The organism is Algoriphagus aurantiacus (assembly GCF_035156405.1).
GTDB classification, from domain to species: Bacteria; Bacteroidota; Bacteroidia; order Cytophagales; family Cyclobacteriaceae; genus Algoriphagus; species Algoriphagus aurantiacus.
This window is the reverse complement of sequence record NZ_JAXRUT010000005.1, coordinates 119,333-137,245: the sequence shown is the minus strand read 5'-3', so window position 1 is coordinate 137,245 and position 17,913 is coordinate 119,333. Positions and strand designations below refer to the sequence as shown.

13 protein-coding genes are annotated in these 17,913 nt (G+C 41.5%); 7 read left to right on the top strand and 6 right to left on the bottom strand.

Annotated features, from left to right (window positions below):
- Positions 1-22: 22 nt before the first annotated feature.
- From SYJ56_RS07140 to SYJ56_RS07130, 3 genes are all read right to left on the bottom strand, one after another.
- Positions 23-2,431 carry an ABC transporter permease gene (locus tag SYJ56_RS07140; protein WP_323832961.1) on the bottom strand — a complete coding sequence of 803 codons (2,409 nt, stop codon included), beginning with the start codon at positions 2,429-2,431 and terminating at the stop codon, positions 23-25.
- 257 nt (positions 2,432-2,688) lie between these two features.
- Positions 2,689-5,067 carry an ABC transporter permease gene (locus SYJ56_RS07135; RefSeq protein ID WP_323832960.1) on the bottom strand — a complete coding sequence of 793 codons (2,379 nt, stop codon included), beginning with the start codon at positions 5,065-5,067 and terminating at the stop codon, positions 2,689-2,691.
- A gap of 145 nt (positions 5,068-5,212) precedes the next feature.
- Positions 5,213-7,573 (bottom strand): ABC transporter permease, encoded by a 2,361-nt coding sequence (locus SYJ56_RS07130; RefSeq protein WP_323832959.1) that lies wholly within the window; start codon positions 7,571-7,573, stop codon positions 5,213-5,215.
- A gap of 320 nt (positions 7,574-7,893) precedes the next feature.
- Between SYJ56_RS07130 and SYJ56_RS07125 the strand changes: the two genes are divergently transcribed.
- Entirely contained in the window at positions 7,894-9,054 is a 1,161-nt protein-coding gene (locus SYJ56_RS07125; RefSeq protein WP_323832958.1) for an FG-GAP repeat domain-containing protein, read from the top strand.
- An 83-nt stretch (positions 9,055-9,137) separates the two neighbouring features.
- Positions 9,138-9,272 (top strand): hypothetical protein, encoded by a 135-nt coding sequence (locus tag SYJ56_RS07120; RefSeq protein ID WP_323832957.1) that lies wholly within the window; start codon positions 9,138-9,140, stop codon positions 9,270-9,272.
- Positions 9,273-9,410: 138 nt separating this feature from the next.
- On the opposite strand, the gene SYJ56_RS07115 is transcribed toward SYJ56_RS07120, so the two are convergent.
- Positions 9,411-11,591, bottom strand: coding sequence for a 2OG-Fe(II) oxygenase family protein (locus SYJ56_RS07115; RefSeq protein WP_323832956.1), 2,181 nt, complete (start codon positions 11,589-11,591; stop codon positions 9,411-9,413).
- 275 nt (positions 11,592-11,866) lie between these two features.
- Positions 11,867-12,370, bottom strand: a complete 504-nt coding sequence (locus SYJ56_RS07110; RefSeq protein ID WP_323832955.1) for a retropepsin-like aspartic protease — start codon at positions 12,368-12,370, stop codon at positions 11,867-11,869.
- Positions 12,371-13,072: 702 nt separating this feature from the next.
- Here SYJ56_RS07110 and SYJ56_RS07105 point away from each other — a divergent pair.
- The 5 genes from SYJ56_RS07105 to SYJ56_RS07085 all read left to right on the top strand — a co-directional run bounded on the left by SYJ56_RS07105 (position 13,073) and on the right by SYJ56_RS07085 (position 15,295).
- Positions 13,073-13,426 (top strand): DUF6152 family protein, encoded by a 354-nt coding sequence (locus SYJ56_RS07105; protein ID WP_323832954.1) that lies wholly within the window; start codon positions 13,073-13,075, stop codon positions 13,424-13,426.
- 2 nt (positions 13,427-13,428) lie between these two features.
- Positions 13,429-13,905, top strand: coding sequence for a DUF6644 family protein (locus SYJ56_RS07100; protein WP_323832953.1), 477 nt, complete (start codon positions 13,429-13,431; stop codon positions 13,903-13,905).
- A gap of 256 nt (positions 13,906-14,161) precedes the next feature.
- Positions 14,162-14,587: an AAA family ATPase gene (locus tag SYJ56_RS07095; RefSeq protein ID WP_323832952.1), complete on the top strand. Its 426-nt coding sequence runs from the start codon at positions 14,162-14,164 to the stop codon at positions 14,585-14,587.
- The gene (locus tag SYJ56_RS07090; RefSeq protein WP_323832951.1) at positions 14,580-15,134 is read left to right on the top strand and encodes an ATP-binding protein; all 555 of its coding nucleotides are present in this window, start codon (positions 14,580-14,582) and stop codon (positions 15,132-15,134) included. The genes SYJ56_RS07095 and SYJ56_RS07090 overlap by 8 nt, the downstream gene beginning before the upstream one ends.
- Positions 15,098-15,295: a hypothetical protein gene (locus SYJ56_RS07085; protein ID WP_323832950.1), complete on the top strand. Its 198-nt coding sequence runs from the start codon at positions 15,098-15,100 to the stop codon at positions 15,293-15,295. Before SYJ56_RS07090 ends, SYJ56_RS07085 begins: the two co-directional genes overlap by 37 nt.
- A 48-nt stretch (positions 15,296-15,343) precedes the next feature.
- On the opposite strand, the gene SYJ56_RS07080 is transcribed toward SYJ56_RS07085, so the two are convergent.
- On the bottom strand, positions 15,344-17,752 hold the full coding sequence (locus tag SYJ56_RS07080; protein WP_323832949.1) for an ABC transporter permease: 2,409 nt from the start codon (positions 17,750-17,752) through the stop codon (positions 15,344-15,346).
- Positions 17,753-17,913: the final 161 nt, after the last annotated feature.

Below are 17,913 nucleotides of genomic sequence, written 5' to 3'. Positions count from 1 at the left end.
TACTTCATATCAGATACTATCTTCACTCACTTTTCAGGCTCTTCACCGGATTCATCAGTGCAGCTCTGAAGGCCTGCGAGCTCACCGTCGCCAGGGCAATCAGAATAGCGACCAACCCTGATGCCGCAAAAACCCACCATTCTATTGCTATCCGATAGGCAAAATCCTCAATCCAGCGATCCACCACATACCAGGATATAGGAATTGCTATCAGGATTGCCACCAAAACCAGTTTGATAAAATCTTTAGAAAGTATTGTAACAACTGTAGCCACAGAAGCTCCCAAAACTTTGCGAATGCCAATCTCTTTCACACGCTGCTCCATCGTGAAAGAGACCAAACCAAAGAGTCCGAGGCATGAGATCAGAATAGACAACACTGTCAGCATCCCAACAATGCTATTTACCGTCCGATCAGCCCGATATAACTCATTGAAGTGATCATCGAGAAACTGATATTCAAATTCCCGCTCAGGTATCTGAGTATTCCAGATGGACTCAATTTGGGCAAGTGCTTCAGATACATTTTCGCCTCTTATTTTTACAGACAACTCCCCAAATCCCCAATTGCGCTGATTAAAAATTGTAAGCGTTTCTATCTTATGATGCAGGGAATTAAAGTTAAAGTCCTTGACGACTCCTACTAGTCTACCCGCCGAGTCCATTCCGCTAAACCCAAATTGAGAACCTACCAATGACTCTATATCCTTGCCTTCACCATCCTTCTGAATAAGCTCAATTGCAAGAGATTCATTGATCAAATAAGTATTTCCGTTATCCGCTTCACTGTCGTTGAAGTTTCTTCCTGCTATCAATTCTATCTCATATACATCCAAAAAGTCTGGATCCACTACCACTTGCGAAGTAGCCAGATTTACAGCTGGACCTGCACCATGAAAAGTAATTGAAGTCTGATGGAGATTGTTTCCCAGCCGCTGACCGGAAGCTGATACTTCCTCCACCTGCGAACTCCTAAGCAAAGCCTGTTTCAACGTTTCATACCGTTCGGTGTACCGCTGGCCAAATGGGATGGTAATAATTTGTTCATGGGTAAATCCTAGGTCTTTTTCCTGCATAAATCTCACTTGACGTGACGCAAACAGGGTGGAAATAATCAGGAAAATCGCACAGCTAAACTGTACAACTACCAGCACATTTCTAAAATCAGCTTTTCTTTTTCCCGTCACCGGAGAGCCTTTCAATACTTTCACCGGCTTAAAGCTGGAAAGGTAAATAGCAGGATACAAACCAGAAAGACCCCCTACCATTACTGCACCCAACAGCATTGCTCCAAAGAATAGTGGATCACTAAATAATGGAAATTCGAGTTGGCGCTGACTGAACTGGTTCAGAAAAGGTAAAGCCAGTGCCACGAAAATCGCCGCCAGCACCATCGCCATAAGGCTGATTACAATAGATTCGCCAATAAACTGTAAGTACAATTGGGACTTGGAGGCACCCGAAGCTTTTCTCACGCCGATTTCCATGGCCCTGCTTACTGACTTGGCAGAGGATAAGTTGACGAAATTAATCCCTGCGATAAAAAGCACGATCAAGGCAATGTAAAAGAATATTTGGGTATATGCTCCGTCAAATTTTTGGAAGTTGATGTAATCATGCGTGATGTCAGTAGAACCTGCATGAACATCACTTAAGGGCTGCAAAAAAAGCTCATAACCTCCTGCTCCCTCTTCTCCCATATGAGAAAGCAGATATGCCGGAAATTTTGCTTCCATAGCCGGAATGTCGGTTTCTTTTCTCAGTTCGAGGTAAGTTGTCAGCCAATTGCCTCCCCAATTGTTCATAGCCTCCGGACCTGCATAGGTATAGAGGGATACTAATCCTTCAAATTGTAAATGCGAATTATCTGGAATGTTTTCTACAACGCCGGTAACTGTAAAAAAACTACTGTCCTGATTTGCTAACGCCAACACCTTTCCGAGAGCTGGTTCGTCACCGAAGATTTTTCCTGCACTTGAAGTGGTAAGGACCAGACTATTGGGTTCTTTCAAAGCAGAAGCCGGATCTCCAGATACCATTTTGAAATCAAAAAGCTCAAAAAATGTAGAATCAGCAGAGAGTGATGACGCCAAAACAACGTGCTTTTTCTCATGGAGGAACCTCATCTCACCATTCCCTGTGATGCGGGTATAATTTTCAATTTCCGGAAATTCTTCCAACAAAGTCGGCCCCATGGGATACATGGACAAAGCCACATTTTGTGGAGCCACCATTCCTTCCCAGTTCTGTACCTCATTCAGTCGGTAGATATTCTTAGTATGGATCGAGTCAAAATCACGTTCATAATTCACAAAAAGCAGGATCAGAATACAAACCGCCATTCCAATGGACAGTCCAGCTATATTCAGAAACGAGAAAAGCTTGTTCTTTCGAATGTTTCTAAAGGCGATTTTCAGGTAGTTTTTTAGCATGGTTTTATTAGGTTGAAAAGTTGGAAGGTTGGAAGGTTTCTCACAACTTTATTCTTCAGCATTCGATGTTCATCATTCAATATTTCTTATCTAATATCTTGTTTCTTGGCTCTAACATCTTGATTCTAAATACTAGTTACTTGATACTTTGTACTTATTGGGAGATTGCCACACTCCTACGTCGTTCGCAATGACGATTCATATTCCTCATTTTTTATCTTTAAAATTCTGACTTCAAACTTTATATTTCTGACTTCTCACTCACTCTTCAGACTCTTCACAGGATTCATCAATGCTGCTTTGAGCGCTTCAAATCCTACAGTCAGCATAGCCACAGCTATTCCCAAGAATCCTGCAAGGCCAAAGAACCACCACTGGATCTCAATCTGATAGGCAAACTCCTCCAGCCAGACTTGGGCTCCATAATATGCAATCGGAAATGCTAACACTATGGCGATCAGAACTAATTTAACAAAATCAGAAGAAAGCAAGGCTACTATGTTTGCCACAGAGGCTCCCAAAACCTTGCGAACGCCTACTTCTTTGATTCTGGATTCGGCATTGAAAGCCGCCAAGCCAAACAGTCCGATGCAGGACACGAAAACGGAGAGCATAGCTGCAATCGTTGTGATCTGCTTCCACTTTTGCTCCCGCTCATATTTCATCAGGTTATTCTGATCCTCAAAGCTGTAGGAAAATGGCATAAAAGGGACAAACTTTTTAAATACTGTCTCGATGGATTTGATTGTCCCGGCAGTGTTGTTTGGATTGAGTCTGATGAAAAGTGATTGCAGGCCATAATTAGGATCTTGCGTCATCACAAGAGGGGCTATTTTCTCCTTGAGGGATGCATAATGATAGTCTTCTACTACTCCGATAATGTACATCTTCTTATTTTTCCACTCAAACTCCACCTCCTTCCCCACCCCGGAAGTCCAGCCCAATTCGTGCAAAAATGCCTCATTCACTACAATCGCATCGGTGGGGTCAGTGCTGTACTCCACTGAGAAATTCCTTCCCTCTACCAATGCAATCTCCATGGTACTCAAGAAATTATCATCCACGCCGATATAGCCAAAATCTATCTGCTCATTCCCAACTTTGGCACCGGTTCCGTTATAGTTCCCATTAAATCCACCCACAGATTCTACGCCCGGAAGTGACTGGATTTCCCGTTTGATTCCACTTATCCCACCTTCTATTCCGCGAAGGCCGCTTAGTTTCATCAGATTATCATCGTTATATCCAAGATCCACCCTAGTCAGATAATTGAACTGGCTAAAAATCACGATAGTCCCAACTACCAGGCAAATAGAAAGCGTGAACTGAAATACGACCAAGGCTTTGGTCAGGAAGTTCTGCTGCAAAAGCTTCGCCCGATTATACAAACTCTTCGATGGACTGAAGCCTGAAAGCACCAAAGCCGGATAAAATCCTGCTACCAAACCAGTGACTACAAACAAGACAACAAAAAGGGAAATCAACTGAAAGTCCAACAAATAAGAAAGCGCTAGTTGCTTATTGGCGAGCTCATTGAAAGCAGGAAGAGAAAGCTGTGTAAAAACAAATGCCAACACCAAAGCAATGAATGTCATTAAATAAGACTCGGTGAGAAACTGTAAAATGAGCTGTCTTCTGTGGCTGCCGATTACTTTTCTGATCCCGATTTCCTTGGCTCGCTTTAGAGACCTTGCCACAGCCAGATTCACAAAATTGATGCAGGCAATTGCCAACAAAAACAACCCAATACCAGATAATATGTAAGAATATACCGGGCTACTGGCCTTCTCCAGTCCATTTCTGCCGCTGCCGATTTCAGCATCCAGATGGATATTCATAAAGGGCTGCAGTCCAAAACTTATCTTGCTGTCAAAACCGGGAGAATCCTTCAGTTCCTGCGCCACATTTTGCTCAAAGATCTTATTCATTTTCGCCGCCACTTCTTCCAAATTTGCCCGCCCATCCAGCTGGACGAACGTATTCATATAAAACCCCAACCACTCCGTATCCGTCCAGCCATTGACCTCCTCGAAGGCAAAAGAGATCACAGAATCAAACTGAAGAGAGGAGTTTTGGGGGATGGTTTTAGCCACTCCCGATACAGTGAATGGTTTGAATTCCTCTTTGACCTTAAGCTCTATCACTTTCCCCACCGCATCAATCGTATTGAAATAAGTCCTCGCCATATCCTCTGTAATCACAATAGAACCAATATCAGAAAGCACGACACTTGGATCCCCATAAACCAGGGGAAGTGTAAAGACCTCAAAAAATCCCGGATCGGCAAACAAGACATTGGTACTAAGCATTTCATCTCCTTTTCTCATGACGAAAGGCTGACTTTGGGTACGGATTACCTCAGTGATCTCGGGGATTTCCTCCTGGAATGTGGGGCCATGAATTGCATTGGTACTTGCGATAGTATTTGAACCTTCGGCATTGGACATGGTAACCTTTATGCGATAGAGGTTTTCACCATTTTCCTGAAATCTGTCAAAGCTCGCTTCATCCTTCACGTAAAGTAAAATCAGTATGCAACAAGCCAAACCTAGCGCAAGTCCGCCAATATTGATAAATGAGAAGATCTTGTTTCTCTGTATATTTCTCCAAGCTATTTTAAGGTAGTTTTTCCACATAATTTATGAATTGGCAAATTGAAAGATTAGGAGTTGGAAAGTGGAAAGGCTTATAAGTAGTTTCTTATATCCCTAGTCTCTTGCTTCTCTTTGTCCCTTGGCTCTTCTCTACTACCACCTTTTCTCCTCATCGCTTATCGCTTATTTAATCACTACGAAGGCTTTCCACTGGATTGGTCATAGCGGCACGCAGCGTATTTAGACTTACAACTACTAAAGAAAGTATCAGCACGGCCACGCCGACAAAAGCAAACAGCCACACGCTTATGGTAGTATGGTAGGTATAGCTCTCAAGCCAATTGTTCATTTGCCAATAGGCAAATGGTACCGCAATACAGAAGGCAATCAGCACAAGCTTTAGAAAGTCCTTGGAAACAAGTAGCAGAACTTGGGTGACAGTAGCTCCCAATACCTTTCGAACACCGATTTCTCTAGTCCGCTTTTCAATTGTAAAAGAAGCAAGACCAGCCAGTCCAATACAACAGATAAAAATCGCAAGTCCGGAGAAAATATTAGTAAGCTTGGCGATGAGCTCCTCAGTCACGAATTTTTGAGCAAACTCTTGATCCACAAATTGGTACTCAAAAGGTGCAGCTGGGTTTAATTCTTTAAAAACACTCTCCACAGATTGAAGGCCAGCCTGAACCTGCATTCCATCTTTGAAGCGAATGCTGATCGAGTAAGTTTGCTCTGGGTCGAAAAAGATCATCATCGGATCTACCGGGTTGAATGGAGAATCCATGACGATATTGTCTGTGACTCCAATCACAGTGTAGGTGGAGTTTCCATACTTCATTTGCATTCCTATAGGATCCTCCAAACCCATTCCCTCTACCGCTGCAAAATTCAACAGCATCGACGAGGAATCAATCGGCATTCCGGTAAAATCGGTACCTTGAAGCATTTTCACTCCCATAGTCTCGGAGAAATCCAAGTCTGAATACATCCCTGCGATTAACATATTCATATCGGTTGGCTTTCCTTCCCAGTCTGGTGCAGGTGATCTCCACCATATGCTGGTGATAGGTGAATATGTTCTGGTGACCGCCTGGATCATTCCAGTTTTGAGCAGTTTGTCTTTAATTGCACCAAAGTTTTTCTGCGTGTCCGAAGTGGAGGACACCATAATGAGGTTATTTGGGTCATATCCGATTTCGCGATTTTTGATGTGCTGGATCTGTTGGTATACAATCAGTGTACACGAAATCAACAAAATGGAGACGACGAACTGGCCAATCACTAAAACATTCCGCGGGAGAGCCGCTTTTTCCCCCACCATAAAAGTCCCTTTCAATACTTTTACCGGACTAAAAGAAGAAAGATATAAAGCAGGATAGCTGCCGGCTATCACTCCTGTGAAGAGTACAATTGTGAATGCGACAATCCAAAAAACAGAAGAAGTGAGATCCAGGGTGAGGGTTTTATCCACCAATTGATTGAAGGAAGGCATCAATGCATACACCGCAACCACAGATATCAGAAATGCTAGCAGGGTAAGCACCATCGACTCAAAAAAGAACTGGATTACCAATTCTTTTTTACCGGAACCCAATGTTTTGCGAATTCCTACTTCCTTAGCCCTTCGCTCCGAGCGGGCCGTCGACAGGTTCATAAAATTGACACAGGCAATCAAAAGTATGATCACGGCTATAATTGAAAATAGCCGGACATATTCAATCATTCCTCCCGTATTCTGCCCTTCTTTAAATTCCCTGTTCAGCCTCCATTTACTCATGGGAAATGCGAAGTATGTACTTATGTCCTTGTCATTGGGGTTATTCTTAATTTTGATGGCAGTTATTTTTTCGGACAATTCCTGTGGATCAGTTCCTGGAGTAGCCTGGACAAATACGTTCCAGGAGGAATTGGCCCAGTTGTTCATAGCTCGCCTCAAGTTGTCATCCGAATAGTTGAATGCATGGATGTAATCAAACTGAAGGGTAGAATTTCCTGGTAAATCTCCAAGGATTGCAGTGACTGTCAATTCGTGGGAATTGTCAATTTTAACCATTTTGTGAAGTGGATCTTCATTTCCAAAAAGGGTCTTAGCCGCTGATTCAGTTAAAACAATGGAGTTAGGGTCAGGAAGTGCAGTTATGGCATTCCCCTGGATAAATTGCCAGGAAAAAATGTCAAAGAAATTTTCGCCTACGGTTATTCCGTTTTTTCGCAGCCTGGTGTCTCCGACAGTTAAGACATGGGATTCCGAATAGGTACTTACCACCGCATATTCCACTTCCGGGAGTTCTGCCTCAATGGTTTGTGCAAGCGGAAGAACCATATTTTGATCCGTGAAAATTTGATTATTAAAATCGCGGTGTGCCATGACTTGATAGATATCCTCATAGTTTTCATGAAACTTATCGAAAGTAAGTTCATCATAAACCCATAGGAGGATAAACAAAGTACAGGTGCAGCCAATACTCAGGCCTAGCAAGTTGGTCAGCGAAAAGATTTTGTTTCGCAACAAATTCCGATAAGCAATTTTAAAGTAATTGATCCACATTTCAGTTGGAATTAGTGTTGTTGGTTTACCCTTAAACAAATACTTAGAATGCAGATCAAACGGAAATTTATTCGCCTTTTCTCGCACCACATTTGCTTTCCCACTTTTGTGCCATGAAAAAAGGCTCAGAAATGCTTGATTTGAGCCTTTTATTATTTTTCATGTTTATACTTCGAACATTTTTGTTCGCTCTCGGGCGAAATCTAATTACTCGAATTAAAGCTAAGTTTCAATCCTTCTTTCATCTTTGATAAAGTATCATGTTCTCCAATTTTTCTCCTAAATCCCTTATATTTAAAGAGTAACATCCCAGAAAAACCATGTCTTTTATCTCCGTTTTCTACTTGTTTCTAATCTTTCAAACTCAGAAAGAACCTGCTTTTGAATCACAAATTCTTGATTCCGAAATATCCATTGGCTATGGAGTTGCTATTGGTGATGTGGACGGCGATGGCAAGGCTGACATCCTTTTGGCTGATAAAAAAGCCTTTGTCTGGTATGGAAACGGAGACTGGAAAAAGCATGTGATGGCAGAAAATCTTACTGAGGCAGACAATGTCTGCATTGCGGCGCAGGACATCGATGGGGATGGAAAAGTAGAAGTCGCTGTCGGCGCGCAATGGAATCCTGGAGAAACTTCAGACACTGAAAAATCCGGAGCAGTAATTTACCTTATCCGACCGGATGATCCCACCCAACAATGGACACCAAAACAACTCCATCATGAACCGACGACACATCGGATGCGCTGGGTAAAGACCGGCAATTCGGCACAATTGATCGTGGTTCCCCTGCACGGCAGAGGAAATGCAAACGGAGAGGGTACCGGTGTGAAAGTGATTGCCTATGAATTTCCGGAAAACCCCTCTGAAGAATGGGACTATAAGGTAATCGATCAAAGTATGCACCTGACTCATAACTTGGATGTAATCGGTGAAGCATCGGATAATGCTGTTCTTTTGGGAGGAAAAGAGGGGGTAAATTTCTTAACACGTTCAAATGCTACTTGGGAAAAGGAAAAACTCAACCTCCCTACAGACCCAAGTGTAGGAGAACTTCGGCTAGGGAATCGGGCTGGAAACAGCCATTTTCTGGCTACCATCGAGCCCATGCATGGCACGACGCTGGTAGCATATGAAGGTTTCGATCAAAACTTACAATCAAAAGAGCTAAAAAGAAATGTCCTTCACACCCAGCTCAAAGACGGTCACGCACTGGCAGTTGGTGATTTTCTGGGTTTGGGATCGGATCAAATCGCAGTGGGATGGCGGCTCCCCAATGAGGCTGGTGAATTTGGGGTCAAACTATTTATTCCCAAAAACGGCTCGTTTTCAAAATATGAGGAAATCTGGATTGACAAAAACGGAATGGCCTGCGAGGATTTACAGGCCGCAGATTTGGATGGAGATGGCAGGTTGGACTTGATAGCATCCGGAAGATCCACCAAAAACCTGAAGATCTATTGGAATAAAAGCAAGTGAGGTATCAGAATGGGCAGTGTTATTTTTTTCAAATCAAGGATATATATTAAAACGTTAGTGTCTCCACTAACGTTGGCGAGGAAATGTGGATAGACAAAAACGGAATGACCTGTGAAGATTTACAGACTGTAGATTTGGATGGAGACGGCAGGTTGGACTTGATAGCATCTGGAAGATCCACCAAAAACCTTAAGATCTATTGGAATAAAGTCAAGTGAGGCAACCAATTGGGTTAATGTCTTTTCTTAACCTGATGAATTAAAATCATGGTCTTTTTTGGAAAACGTCAGTGAAGACACTGACGTTGGCGAAGAACTTGAGCCGACTTCAATTGTTATCTGGAGAATTACAAATGTTTAGATCATTCTTTTCAATAAGACCACATCTTCCCCCCACTCTTCCATTTCCTTTTCATAGGCTGCCTGTGTCTTTATAATACGGAGGGTGTGGGGAGAACCTTGCCTGATGGTTTCAGTTCTCAAGTCAATCTTCACCTTTCTTATAGCTGATTCTAAGGCCTCTCTTTCCGCTTGTCTGCTCCTGAAATCAAGCACCTCCTCTGTCGCTGATTGTAAAAAACCAGAAAGGAAATTCCATAGCTTTTTATCGGAATTCACTACTGGAACTGGCCGCGACCAGTTGGCGGGGGATTGAGGTTTATTGTTTACTCTTAGCTGTAACTCTTCCTTTCCAAATAAAAATAATGCTTTGGAAAGGGAAGTTTCCTTCTCCAATTGAAGAACAACTGGTACAAGAACATAATTGACATAGTCTCTTTTGCGATATCCTGTCAGGGCTGACTTCATGGAGATCACCCATTCTTTATCCTGAGGTTGAAGACTTTCAAGATATAGTAGATTTTTCAATGCCTCAGCATTCACCAAGGCTTTATCATTTTCGCCTGAGGCCAAAAAGGAAAAATACTCTGGCAGTTTAGGCAACTGAGAAAAGACAATTTTCCCTCTAGAGTCTGTATCTGAGAGAGTTTTAAAAATTGACATCAGATGCCAAAGAGACGAAGCATCTCCTTTCTGGGTTACCGCTTTGAAGATAATTTCAAAATGTTTAGCGGGATAAGCCTCCACAAGTCTACACCAGGAATCAGGACTGATTTTTTGAAAATAACGCTTAAGCACCTGATATCCCAACTTGTCAAAGCAGGATTCGTCTTCATATCCAATTAACCAATCGGCGATTACATTGTAATCAACTTTTTGCATTGGCCCATCACTATCCAGTATGGCGCTCAGGATTGTTTCACAAGTGGTGGTTTCTATCTCGGAGAGCTGCTTTCTTACCGTATTGTAATAACCAATCCATTCCAGTTGATTTCCTATATCCTGGCCAAGCAGTAACTCATTATGCCCTATTTTTGGCCAAAATATCACCGCTCCATAATGATACCAGTGATCTAGGTCGGGTCCATAGTTCCCCATATATCCCGTGGATTCTTTCACAATCGGCTCTCCTTCGTTAAGCTGGAATGTGGCGAGCAGGTCTTCTTCACTAAACTGAATGCCACGTAACGGTGGATAGCCTTCTTCCAACCAATGTTCAATGTAAAGTGAATCATCATAGACTTCTCCCATTTCGGCATCATCATCAATTTCATCGTCCCAGTCGTATCCATCATAATTCGGTGAACCAGTCAGGTAAGAGGTGACCAGACACATTTTAGCATAATACCCGGCGGAATCAGCAGCCTTCAACAAAGCTTCTGCACGAGGACGGTCGTTTAGTTTCAGCTGTTCTAGAGAAAAATTTTCGGGAGTGTACTGATGTCCCAGCAAGACGATTCCGGGAAAAAACCCGTTGTCCACTAAGCTCTTTTTCAGAATGTCTGACAGTCGTGAAGCATGTCCGCTCAGAGGTTCGAATTGTATTTCTTTATCGGTTTTCTTCTGAACGAGATTATAAACAAGACAGACCCGGTATCCATCTGTCAGTGGTTTTACCTCATGTTCGCAATCTGCATAAAAAGCCACATAAGGAATTCTATAATCGTTGGCGGCTTCCTCAAAATGAACAGATTTTTCTTCCCCGTCAAACCGGATCAGCAGCTCGCCACCACAGTGATTGGAAGGCAGTCCAATGATCAGTGTACCAAACATTCCCCTTTCCTTTTCAGAATCCCTGTGAGCCAAAAAAAAATCACCTTTCTCGTAAATAAGCATCTTATAGAGATTGGCTTCCACCTCAAAATCTTCAATGCCTAATTCAGGTTTGATCTTCGTCAATACTCCCTGTATCAACTTATCCCACTCATTTCCGTTGAATTGCAGTTTATCCGAATCGATTTCCCATGCACTCCGGACGGCATCATCAACGATGGTCTGACTACCTTTTCCAAAAGGTGCTTTACGGGCTACTTGGATCAACGCCTTAGCCTGGAGTTCATTGACAGGAAACGAGATTTCTCCTAAGTTTTGAATGAGTAACCGGGGAAAGACAAAAGGGACAGCGTGACTTGTCATAAAAGACCCTTTCCCTTTAATCTGGTTGAGGCTATCCAGCAACTCAGCTCTGAAATTCTGCATGGGCGGTAAGTGAAATAATCAATCCAAAAATAAGGAAACCTGTTTGCAATACCAGAGAAAAATCCGATCAAAACTAAGGATAAGACCTGTGCTCTCACGGATCAAATTGACGGGGTCTAGCCACTTCTGCGGGATCAGAATCCTCACTACCCCTGTTGACTGAATTTATAATTTTTCTCCAAATATGAGTCAATAACACCCGTTGGAAAGCACTGGGAGGCTGATACATAGAATGAAAATGTAAATGGAGCAATGGCACGGGCGCAAGTGAGTTGCTAATCCCGTCCGCTTTTCAACAAAATTTCTGCCTTTTCATAATCAATGATAAAGCAATAGTTTTTCATCGTTTCAGAACCAATGATACCTGAAATGGTCATCCCTGTTTTATTGTGAATAGAGGTAATTATACTGCCTATATCCATTGAAATAAAATTGCCATAAATATGTTTTTCTCCGATCATCATATCAATATCATAGATATAATCAAAAGTGCGCTCCATACCATTGACACTAGCAAGCATTTCTTTGGATCCGATGTTTCTTCTATTAATTGAAATATTATACTTCTTGACAGCTTTACTATGCAAGAGGTCGATATCTGATCCTGTATCCAACAGTAAATAAGCCGGCTTGCCGTTTATGGTAGCTTTCACGATGGGTTTGGGATGGAGATTGTGAATTTTCACTGAAGAATAGCTTACTTGTGCTCTGGATAGCTTTGGCAAAAAGACAGTTAGGGCAATGATAAGAACTATTGATTTTATAGTAATGTAACACATAATGATTCGGAGTAATGTGATCACTTAATGACCCATGAATCAAACCAATGATCCATATCAGAGCACATTACCCTTTTCCACAACGATGCCAGCTAAAACACCCTGTAGAAGCCCCGCATTCGTACTTTGAATCAGTTTGAGCTCAAAAAGCGCACAGTTCCGCCCACTGGCGTGCAATTCAACTCTTGGAAACCCCATCAAAAATGAACCGTAATTACCACTGTCGCAGTCAGTTCCCTCCTTAATTACAATCAATGGAATCAATATTTCAAGCAGCAGTTTTGGTACATAGTACTTTGTACTATCCCTTAATCTTCACGGGATTCATCAGAGCGGTTAATAATCTGAAAGCTTAGGATCAAACCGGATATCAGGAAAATGACAATTCGCGAAATTAAAAATGTACCTATTCCTGTTTCTATTCTGTTGGCAAACTGCTGAAGCCATCTTTCCAGTACCATGTAGGTGATAAGAACTGTAATTCCAAAAGCTATTAACACCAAAAAAATAAATTCCTTGGAAAGTAAATAGAGATCAGATCAAAAAGGAATAAGCAATTAAAATCCCAGCATCTAAATCCCATGGAACACCATTGACAATTCGATAAAATCATCAAACAACTTATCATCAAAATAGACTGATTACAAGTAACTTACATAGATTTTTTTGTTAATTTTAAGTTATATCAAACTCCAAATGGCCATGATTAACTTAAAAAACACATCCCTTCTACTACTATTTATTCTAAGCGTCTCCTTTGTGTATCTGCATCATGGATGGGCTAACTATGACCAGACTAAAGTTCTGGATTTTGAATCCACCATTGAAGAATCCACTTTTGAGAATCCTCATACGATAGCTAAGATGAACTATCAGGATGAACTCTGGACGGTTATTCTCGCTCCGGCAAGCCGCATGACTGCACGCGGACTATCTGCGGAAATGATCAAAAAAGGAACTTCAGTAAGAATTATCGCATACCCCCATAAAACTGAAAAGGGAGAAATGCGAGCCGAAAGCATATTTGTTGACAAGAAGAGGTACGAGCTTAGATAGTTGTGCCGGAACTCCTTTATTGGCTAGAGAATTCAACCTGGGCGACTGCAATCCGCCAATCTTTATGGATGTATCCGGCTTTGGAGATTATCCATATTCTGGGTATTGTCCTTCTAGTGGGAGGTGCGTTGTTATTTGATTTTCGTCTATTGGGTTTTTCCAAAAATCTACCCTTGACAGGTATGTCCCGCTTTCTCTTACCATGGTCCCAGCGCGGGTTAATCTTGGTGATCCCTTCGGGATTACTATTATTTATCACCAATGCGGAAACACTGGGTTTGGATCCGACCTTCTGGTTAAAGATGTCATTGCTTATTGTGGCGGCATTAAACGCTCTTTTATTTCATAAATTTGTTTACAAAGGTCAAATTGACCCAAATATTACGCACTCCCTTTCCCTACGCTTTAAAATACCTGCACTAATCTCCATTGCCATTTGGATTGCCGTGATCACCTGTGGACGTTTATTGGCTTATTGAACTAAATTCTTGGATCACACTCTGCCCTGGTCTATATCGCTGTGGTCTGATCCTGAACTGACCACCTTTCCTTAAACACTAATTATGCATTAGAAAATCTACTACGGCTTCAAACCGCCTCAAGGTTAATTGGTTGTACTTCATTATTTATTATTCAGCCTTCATGATTCTAAAGGTTGTCAGGGTTATCTACATAGTAATTTTCGATTTGAATCAAGAATTATTATAATATGTTTTGGTTTGAATTTAATAACAAATGCAGATCAACCGATACCTTGAAGACACTATTAAAAGTCGCTTGTTTAAAGGAAAAGCTATCTTATTGTTCGGGCCACGCCAAGCAGGGAAATTAACGTTGATGGAAACGGTATTGGAAGAAATTGGCCAGCCATGGATATACTTTACCGGAGATGAGTCGTATACCCGAGAGCTATTATCAAACACAACTTCTACAAAACTTAAGGCTCTGATCGGCGAAAATAAAATCATATTTATTGACGAGGCGCAACGGATTCAGGAAATAGGGTTAACACTCAAAATCATCACCGATCAGTTGAAAGGAATACAGATCCTTGCATCCGGTTCCTCCGCATTCGAACTCGCAAACCGCGTCAACGAACCACTTACCGGAAGGAAATACAAGTTTATGCTTTTCCCCCTCATCTTTTTCAGAGATGTGTAAACACCATGGATTATTGGAAGAGAGGCGGCTGTTAGACCAGCGTTTACTATTCGGGTATTATCCTGAAATAGTAGTAAAACCAGGAGAGGAAATTGAATTACTGAAGCTATTGGCTGAAAGTTATCTTTACAGGGATCTGCTAATACTGGAGCAGGTAAAGAAACCCGCATTATTGGAGAAACTGGTTAAGGCCCTGGCTTTACAGGTTGGAAGTGAGGTTTCCTATCAGGAACTTGGACAATTGGTTGGTGCGGACAATAGCACAATAGAAAAATATAAACAATTGCTGGAGAAAGCATATGTGGTATTCGTCGTGCCTGCTTTTAGCAGAAATGTGCGAAATGAGATCAAAAAAGGAAAGAAAGTTTATTTTTATGATGTTGGGATAAGGAATGCAGTAATCAATAATTTCGGACAATTAAATAACCTGACGGATCTAGGATCACTGTGGGAAAACTTCTTCATTTCAGAGCGTAAGAAATACCACGAACACCAAAAACAGGGGCAAAATTGTATTTCTGGCGTACAACACAACAACAAGAAATAGACCTTATCGAAGAAACATCAGACAGCTTGCATGCTTTTGAATTAAAGTGGTCGGAAAAACGCAAAGTTCGCTTTCCTCAGACTTTTAAGTCAAACTATCCCGAAGCCAAGACAAGCATAGTCCATCCCGACAATATGGAAGAATACCTGATGGAGCAATAGCTAAACCGATTTTATGATAACAGACTTTCTGGAAACTGCCACCCTGCACTACTCACTCTTCAGACTCTTCACGGGATTTATCATAGCGGTTTTAATAATCTGAAAGCTTAGGATCAAACCTGATAGTAGAAAAATAACTACTCCTGAAATCAAAAATGTACCCATCCCTATTTCTATCCTGTTGGCAAACTGCTGAAGCCAGCTTTCCAGCGCCATGTAAGTAATGGGAACTGTAATCCCAAAGGCTATTAAAACCAGCAACATAAATTCTTTGGAAAGCAAATAGGTGATTTCCCATTCAGATGCACCCAGCACTTTCCTGATCCCAACTTCCTTGGTACGCTTGGCAGCAGAAAAAGTAATCAATCCGAATAAGCCCAAGCTGCAGATTATAACAGCCAAAACTGTAAACAAACCTATGATCTTACCAGCTCTCTCTTCAATTTGATAGAGACTATTCAAACGCTCATCCATAAAAGAATACCTAAATGAGGCTCCGGTATTCAACTCAGTCCAATAGGATTCTATTTTGGTAAGTGCTTGCTGGGGATTGCCCGGATTTAATTTTACAGAGACAAAAAGTTCATATGAATCTGTTCTGGAAAGGGCAATGGCCAGAGGTTTAACCTCATTCTTAAAATGCTCGAAATTAAAATTCCCAATCACTCCTATCACTTTGATTTTCTCACCAAAATGGTTGGTGAGATAGCTATCGATAAGTCCATCTTTCCCTAGCTGAGCCGCAGCCACTTCATTCAGTAGAACCGCAGCAGTATCGGTTGGGATGGCTTCAGAAAATCCCCTGCCTTCCAATACCTCTATATCGTACGTATGAAGGAAATCATAATCTGCATTCATCCAATAAAATTGAAAATCCTTATCCTCTCCCTCTTTTCTAAACAGACTTAACGCATCAAAGCTACTTCCGGGTACAGCATAAGAAAATGATGCAGCTTGCACCGCTGAAAGTGCCGTGAGTTTTTGTTTGAAAGCTTCACGATTTCCTTCAAAAGAATAAGCCCCCGGCATCACTACAACGTTTTCTTTGGTAAAACCGGGGTTTTTCTCCCGCATATAAGCCAACTGATCAAAAAGGGTAATAAAACATATCACCAAACTTATGCTAACAGCATATTGAAAAACAACAAAAGGCTTTTGAATACCGCTTCTACCTTCACTTTGTTTACCACTACCAATGCCTTTTACTGCCTTAATCGCTTTGACTGAACCTAAGTAAAATGCGGGATAAGCAGATGAAAACAGTATAATAGTTGCCAATAATCCCAAAAGTGCAACCCCATAATAAGGGGAGCTGAATTGAGATAAACTTAACTCTGTGCCCACAAAATTATTGAATGGACCTATCACTAACGGTACCGCGCTTAGTGCCAATGTAAGAGCGATCGTGCAAAGCAAAGTAGCTTCTACAAAGAACTGCTTTGCAAGCTCGTTCTTCCCGGCTCCCAACGTTTTGCGGATACCTACTTCTTTTATTCGACTGTTTGCGCTTGAAATAAATAGATTGATAAAATTGATGATGACCAAGAAAAGGATTAAGAAACCTGTGGTAGAAAATAGTAGGATGTACTTCAGGTTTCCATTTCTTACCAGATGAATCTCCAGAATAGGCTCAAGATAATAGCCATATTGAGCTCTATTGTTTTCCAGTTTGGCGATGGATGCTCCTAAATGCTTATTCAGCTGAGGCCATAGGAACTCTTCTTCAATCTGTTTAAACCTTGAATTAACCGACTCGATTTCAGAACCTTCTCTTAGAACCACATAATTCACTATACCTGCAGGCAACCAGGTTTCTTTACTATATCCGTTATTAATCAGTCCATGAATGGATACAATGGCATCAAACTGCAGATGGGATTTTTCCACAGGGGTTTCCAACACACCGGTAACCGTATATTCTTCTCCATCCAAAATAAGCGTTTTGCCTAATGCCTGATCGGAAAATACATTTTCTTGACCTTTAAATAATTGAGGAACAGTATTTTCGGAGATTACAATTGAATTACGTTCAGACAGTGCTGTTTGGGGATTTCCTGCCAAAAGGTTAAAATCAAAAACATTAAAAAACTCCCCATCAGCATGAAGGGTTCTAATCTCATCCACTATGCTGTCCTCGTATCGGAAAGAATAATCAAATGGTGCTGTGGTGCTTGTCAGGTACTCTACTTCGGGAAATTGATCACGCATTTTTTCGGCCAGGGGCACAGCTGTTTCATGCCAATCATAATCCTGATCCGCCATAAAGTAGTTATGTCGGATCATGTAGGTATTTTCTGCCCTGGTGTGAAATTTATCATACCCTACCTCATCCGCTACATACAGGAAAATAAACAGCGTAGTCAGAATCCCCACAGCCAGTCCTATAATATTTATCCCCGAGAACAGCTTTTTCTGCAAAGTATTTCTCCAGGCGATTTTCAGGAAGTTTTTTAGCATTTTTAATAGATTGGAAAATTGGAAGATTTTAAAATTGAAAGATTGCGTACGAGCAAGTTGGAAAGTGGTAAAGATTTAAAGTGGTAAAGTTGATTATTTTTCACACAAACATCTTGACACTGGATTCTTGACTCTAGTATCATGATTCTTGGCTCTAGAAT

Coding starts and splice junctions, on each gene's coding strand:
- SYJ56_RS07110 (WP_323832955.1), bottom strand. CDS start 12,370: ATGTGTTACATTACTATAAAATCAATAGTTCTTATCATTGCCCTAACT.
- SYJ56_RS07095 (WP_323832952.1), top strand. CDS start 14,162: ATGCAGATCAACCGATACCTTGAAGACACTATTAAAAGTCGCTTGTTT.
- SYJ56_RS07120 (WP_323832957.1), top strand. CDS start 9,138: ATGTGGATAGACAAAAACGGAATGACCTGTGAAGATTTACAGACTGTA.
- SYJ56_RS07090 (WP_323832951.1), top strand. CDS start 14,580: ATGTGTAAACACCATGGATTATTGGAAGAGAGGCGGCTGTTAGACCAG.
- SYJ56_RS07135 (WP_323832960.1), bottom strand. CDS start 5,067: ATGTGGAAAAACTACCTTAAAATAGCTTGGAGAAATATACAGAGAAAC.
- SYJ56_RS07125 (WP_323832958.1), top strand. CDS start 7,894: ATGTCTTTTATCTCCGTTTTCTACTTGTTTCTAATCTTTCAAACTCAG.
- SYJ56_RS07115 (WP_323832956.1), bottom strand. CDS start 11,591: ATGCAGAATTTCAGAGCTGAGTTGCTGGATAGCCTCAACCAGATTAAA.
- SYJ56_RS07080 (WP_323832949.1), bottom strand. CDS start 17,752: ATGCTAAAAAACTTCCTGAAAATCGCCTGGAGAAATACTTTGCAGAAA.
- SYJ56_RS07105 (WP_323832954.1), top strand. CDS start 13,073: ATGATTAACTTAAAAAACACATCCCTTCTACTACTATTTATTCTAAGC.
- SYJ56_RS07140 (WP_323832961.1), bottom strand. CDS start 2,431: ATGCTAAAAAACTACCTGAAAATCGCCTTTAGAAACATTCGAAAGAAC.
- SYJ56_RS07130 (WP_323832959.1), bottom strand. CDS start 7,573: ATGTGGATCAATTACTTTAAAATTGCTTATCGGAATTTGTTGCGAAAC.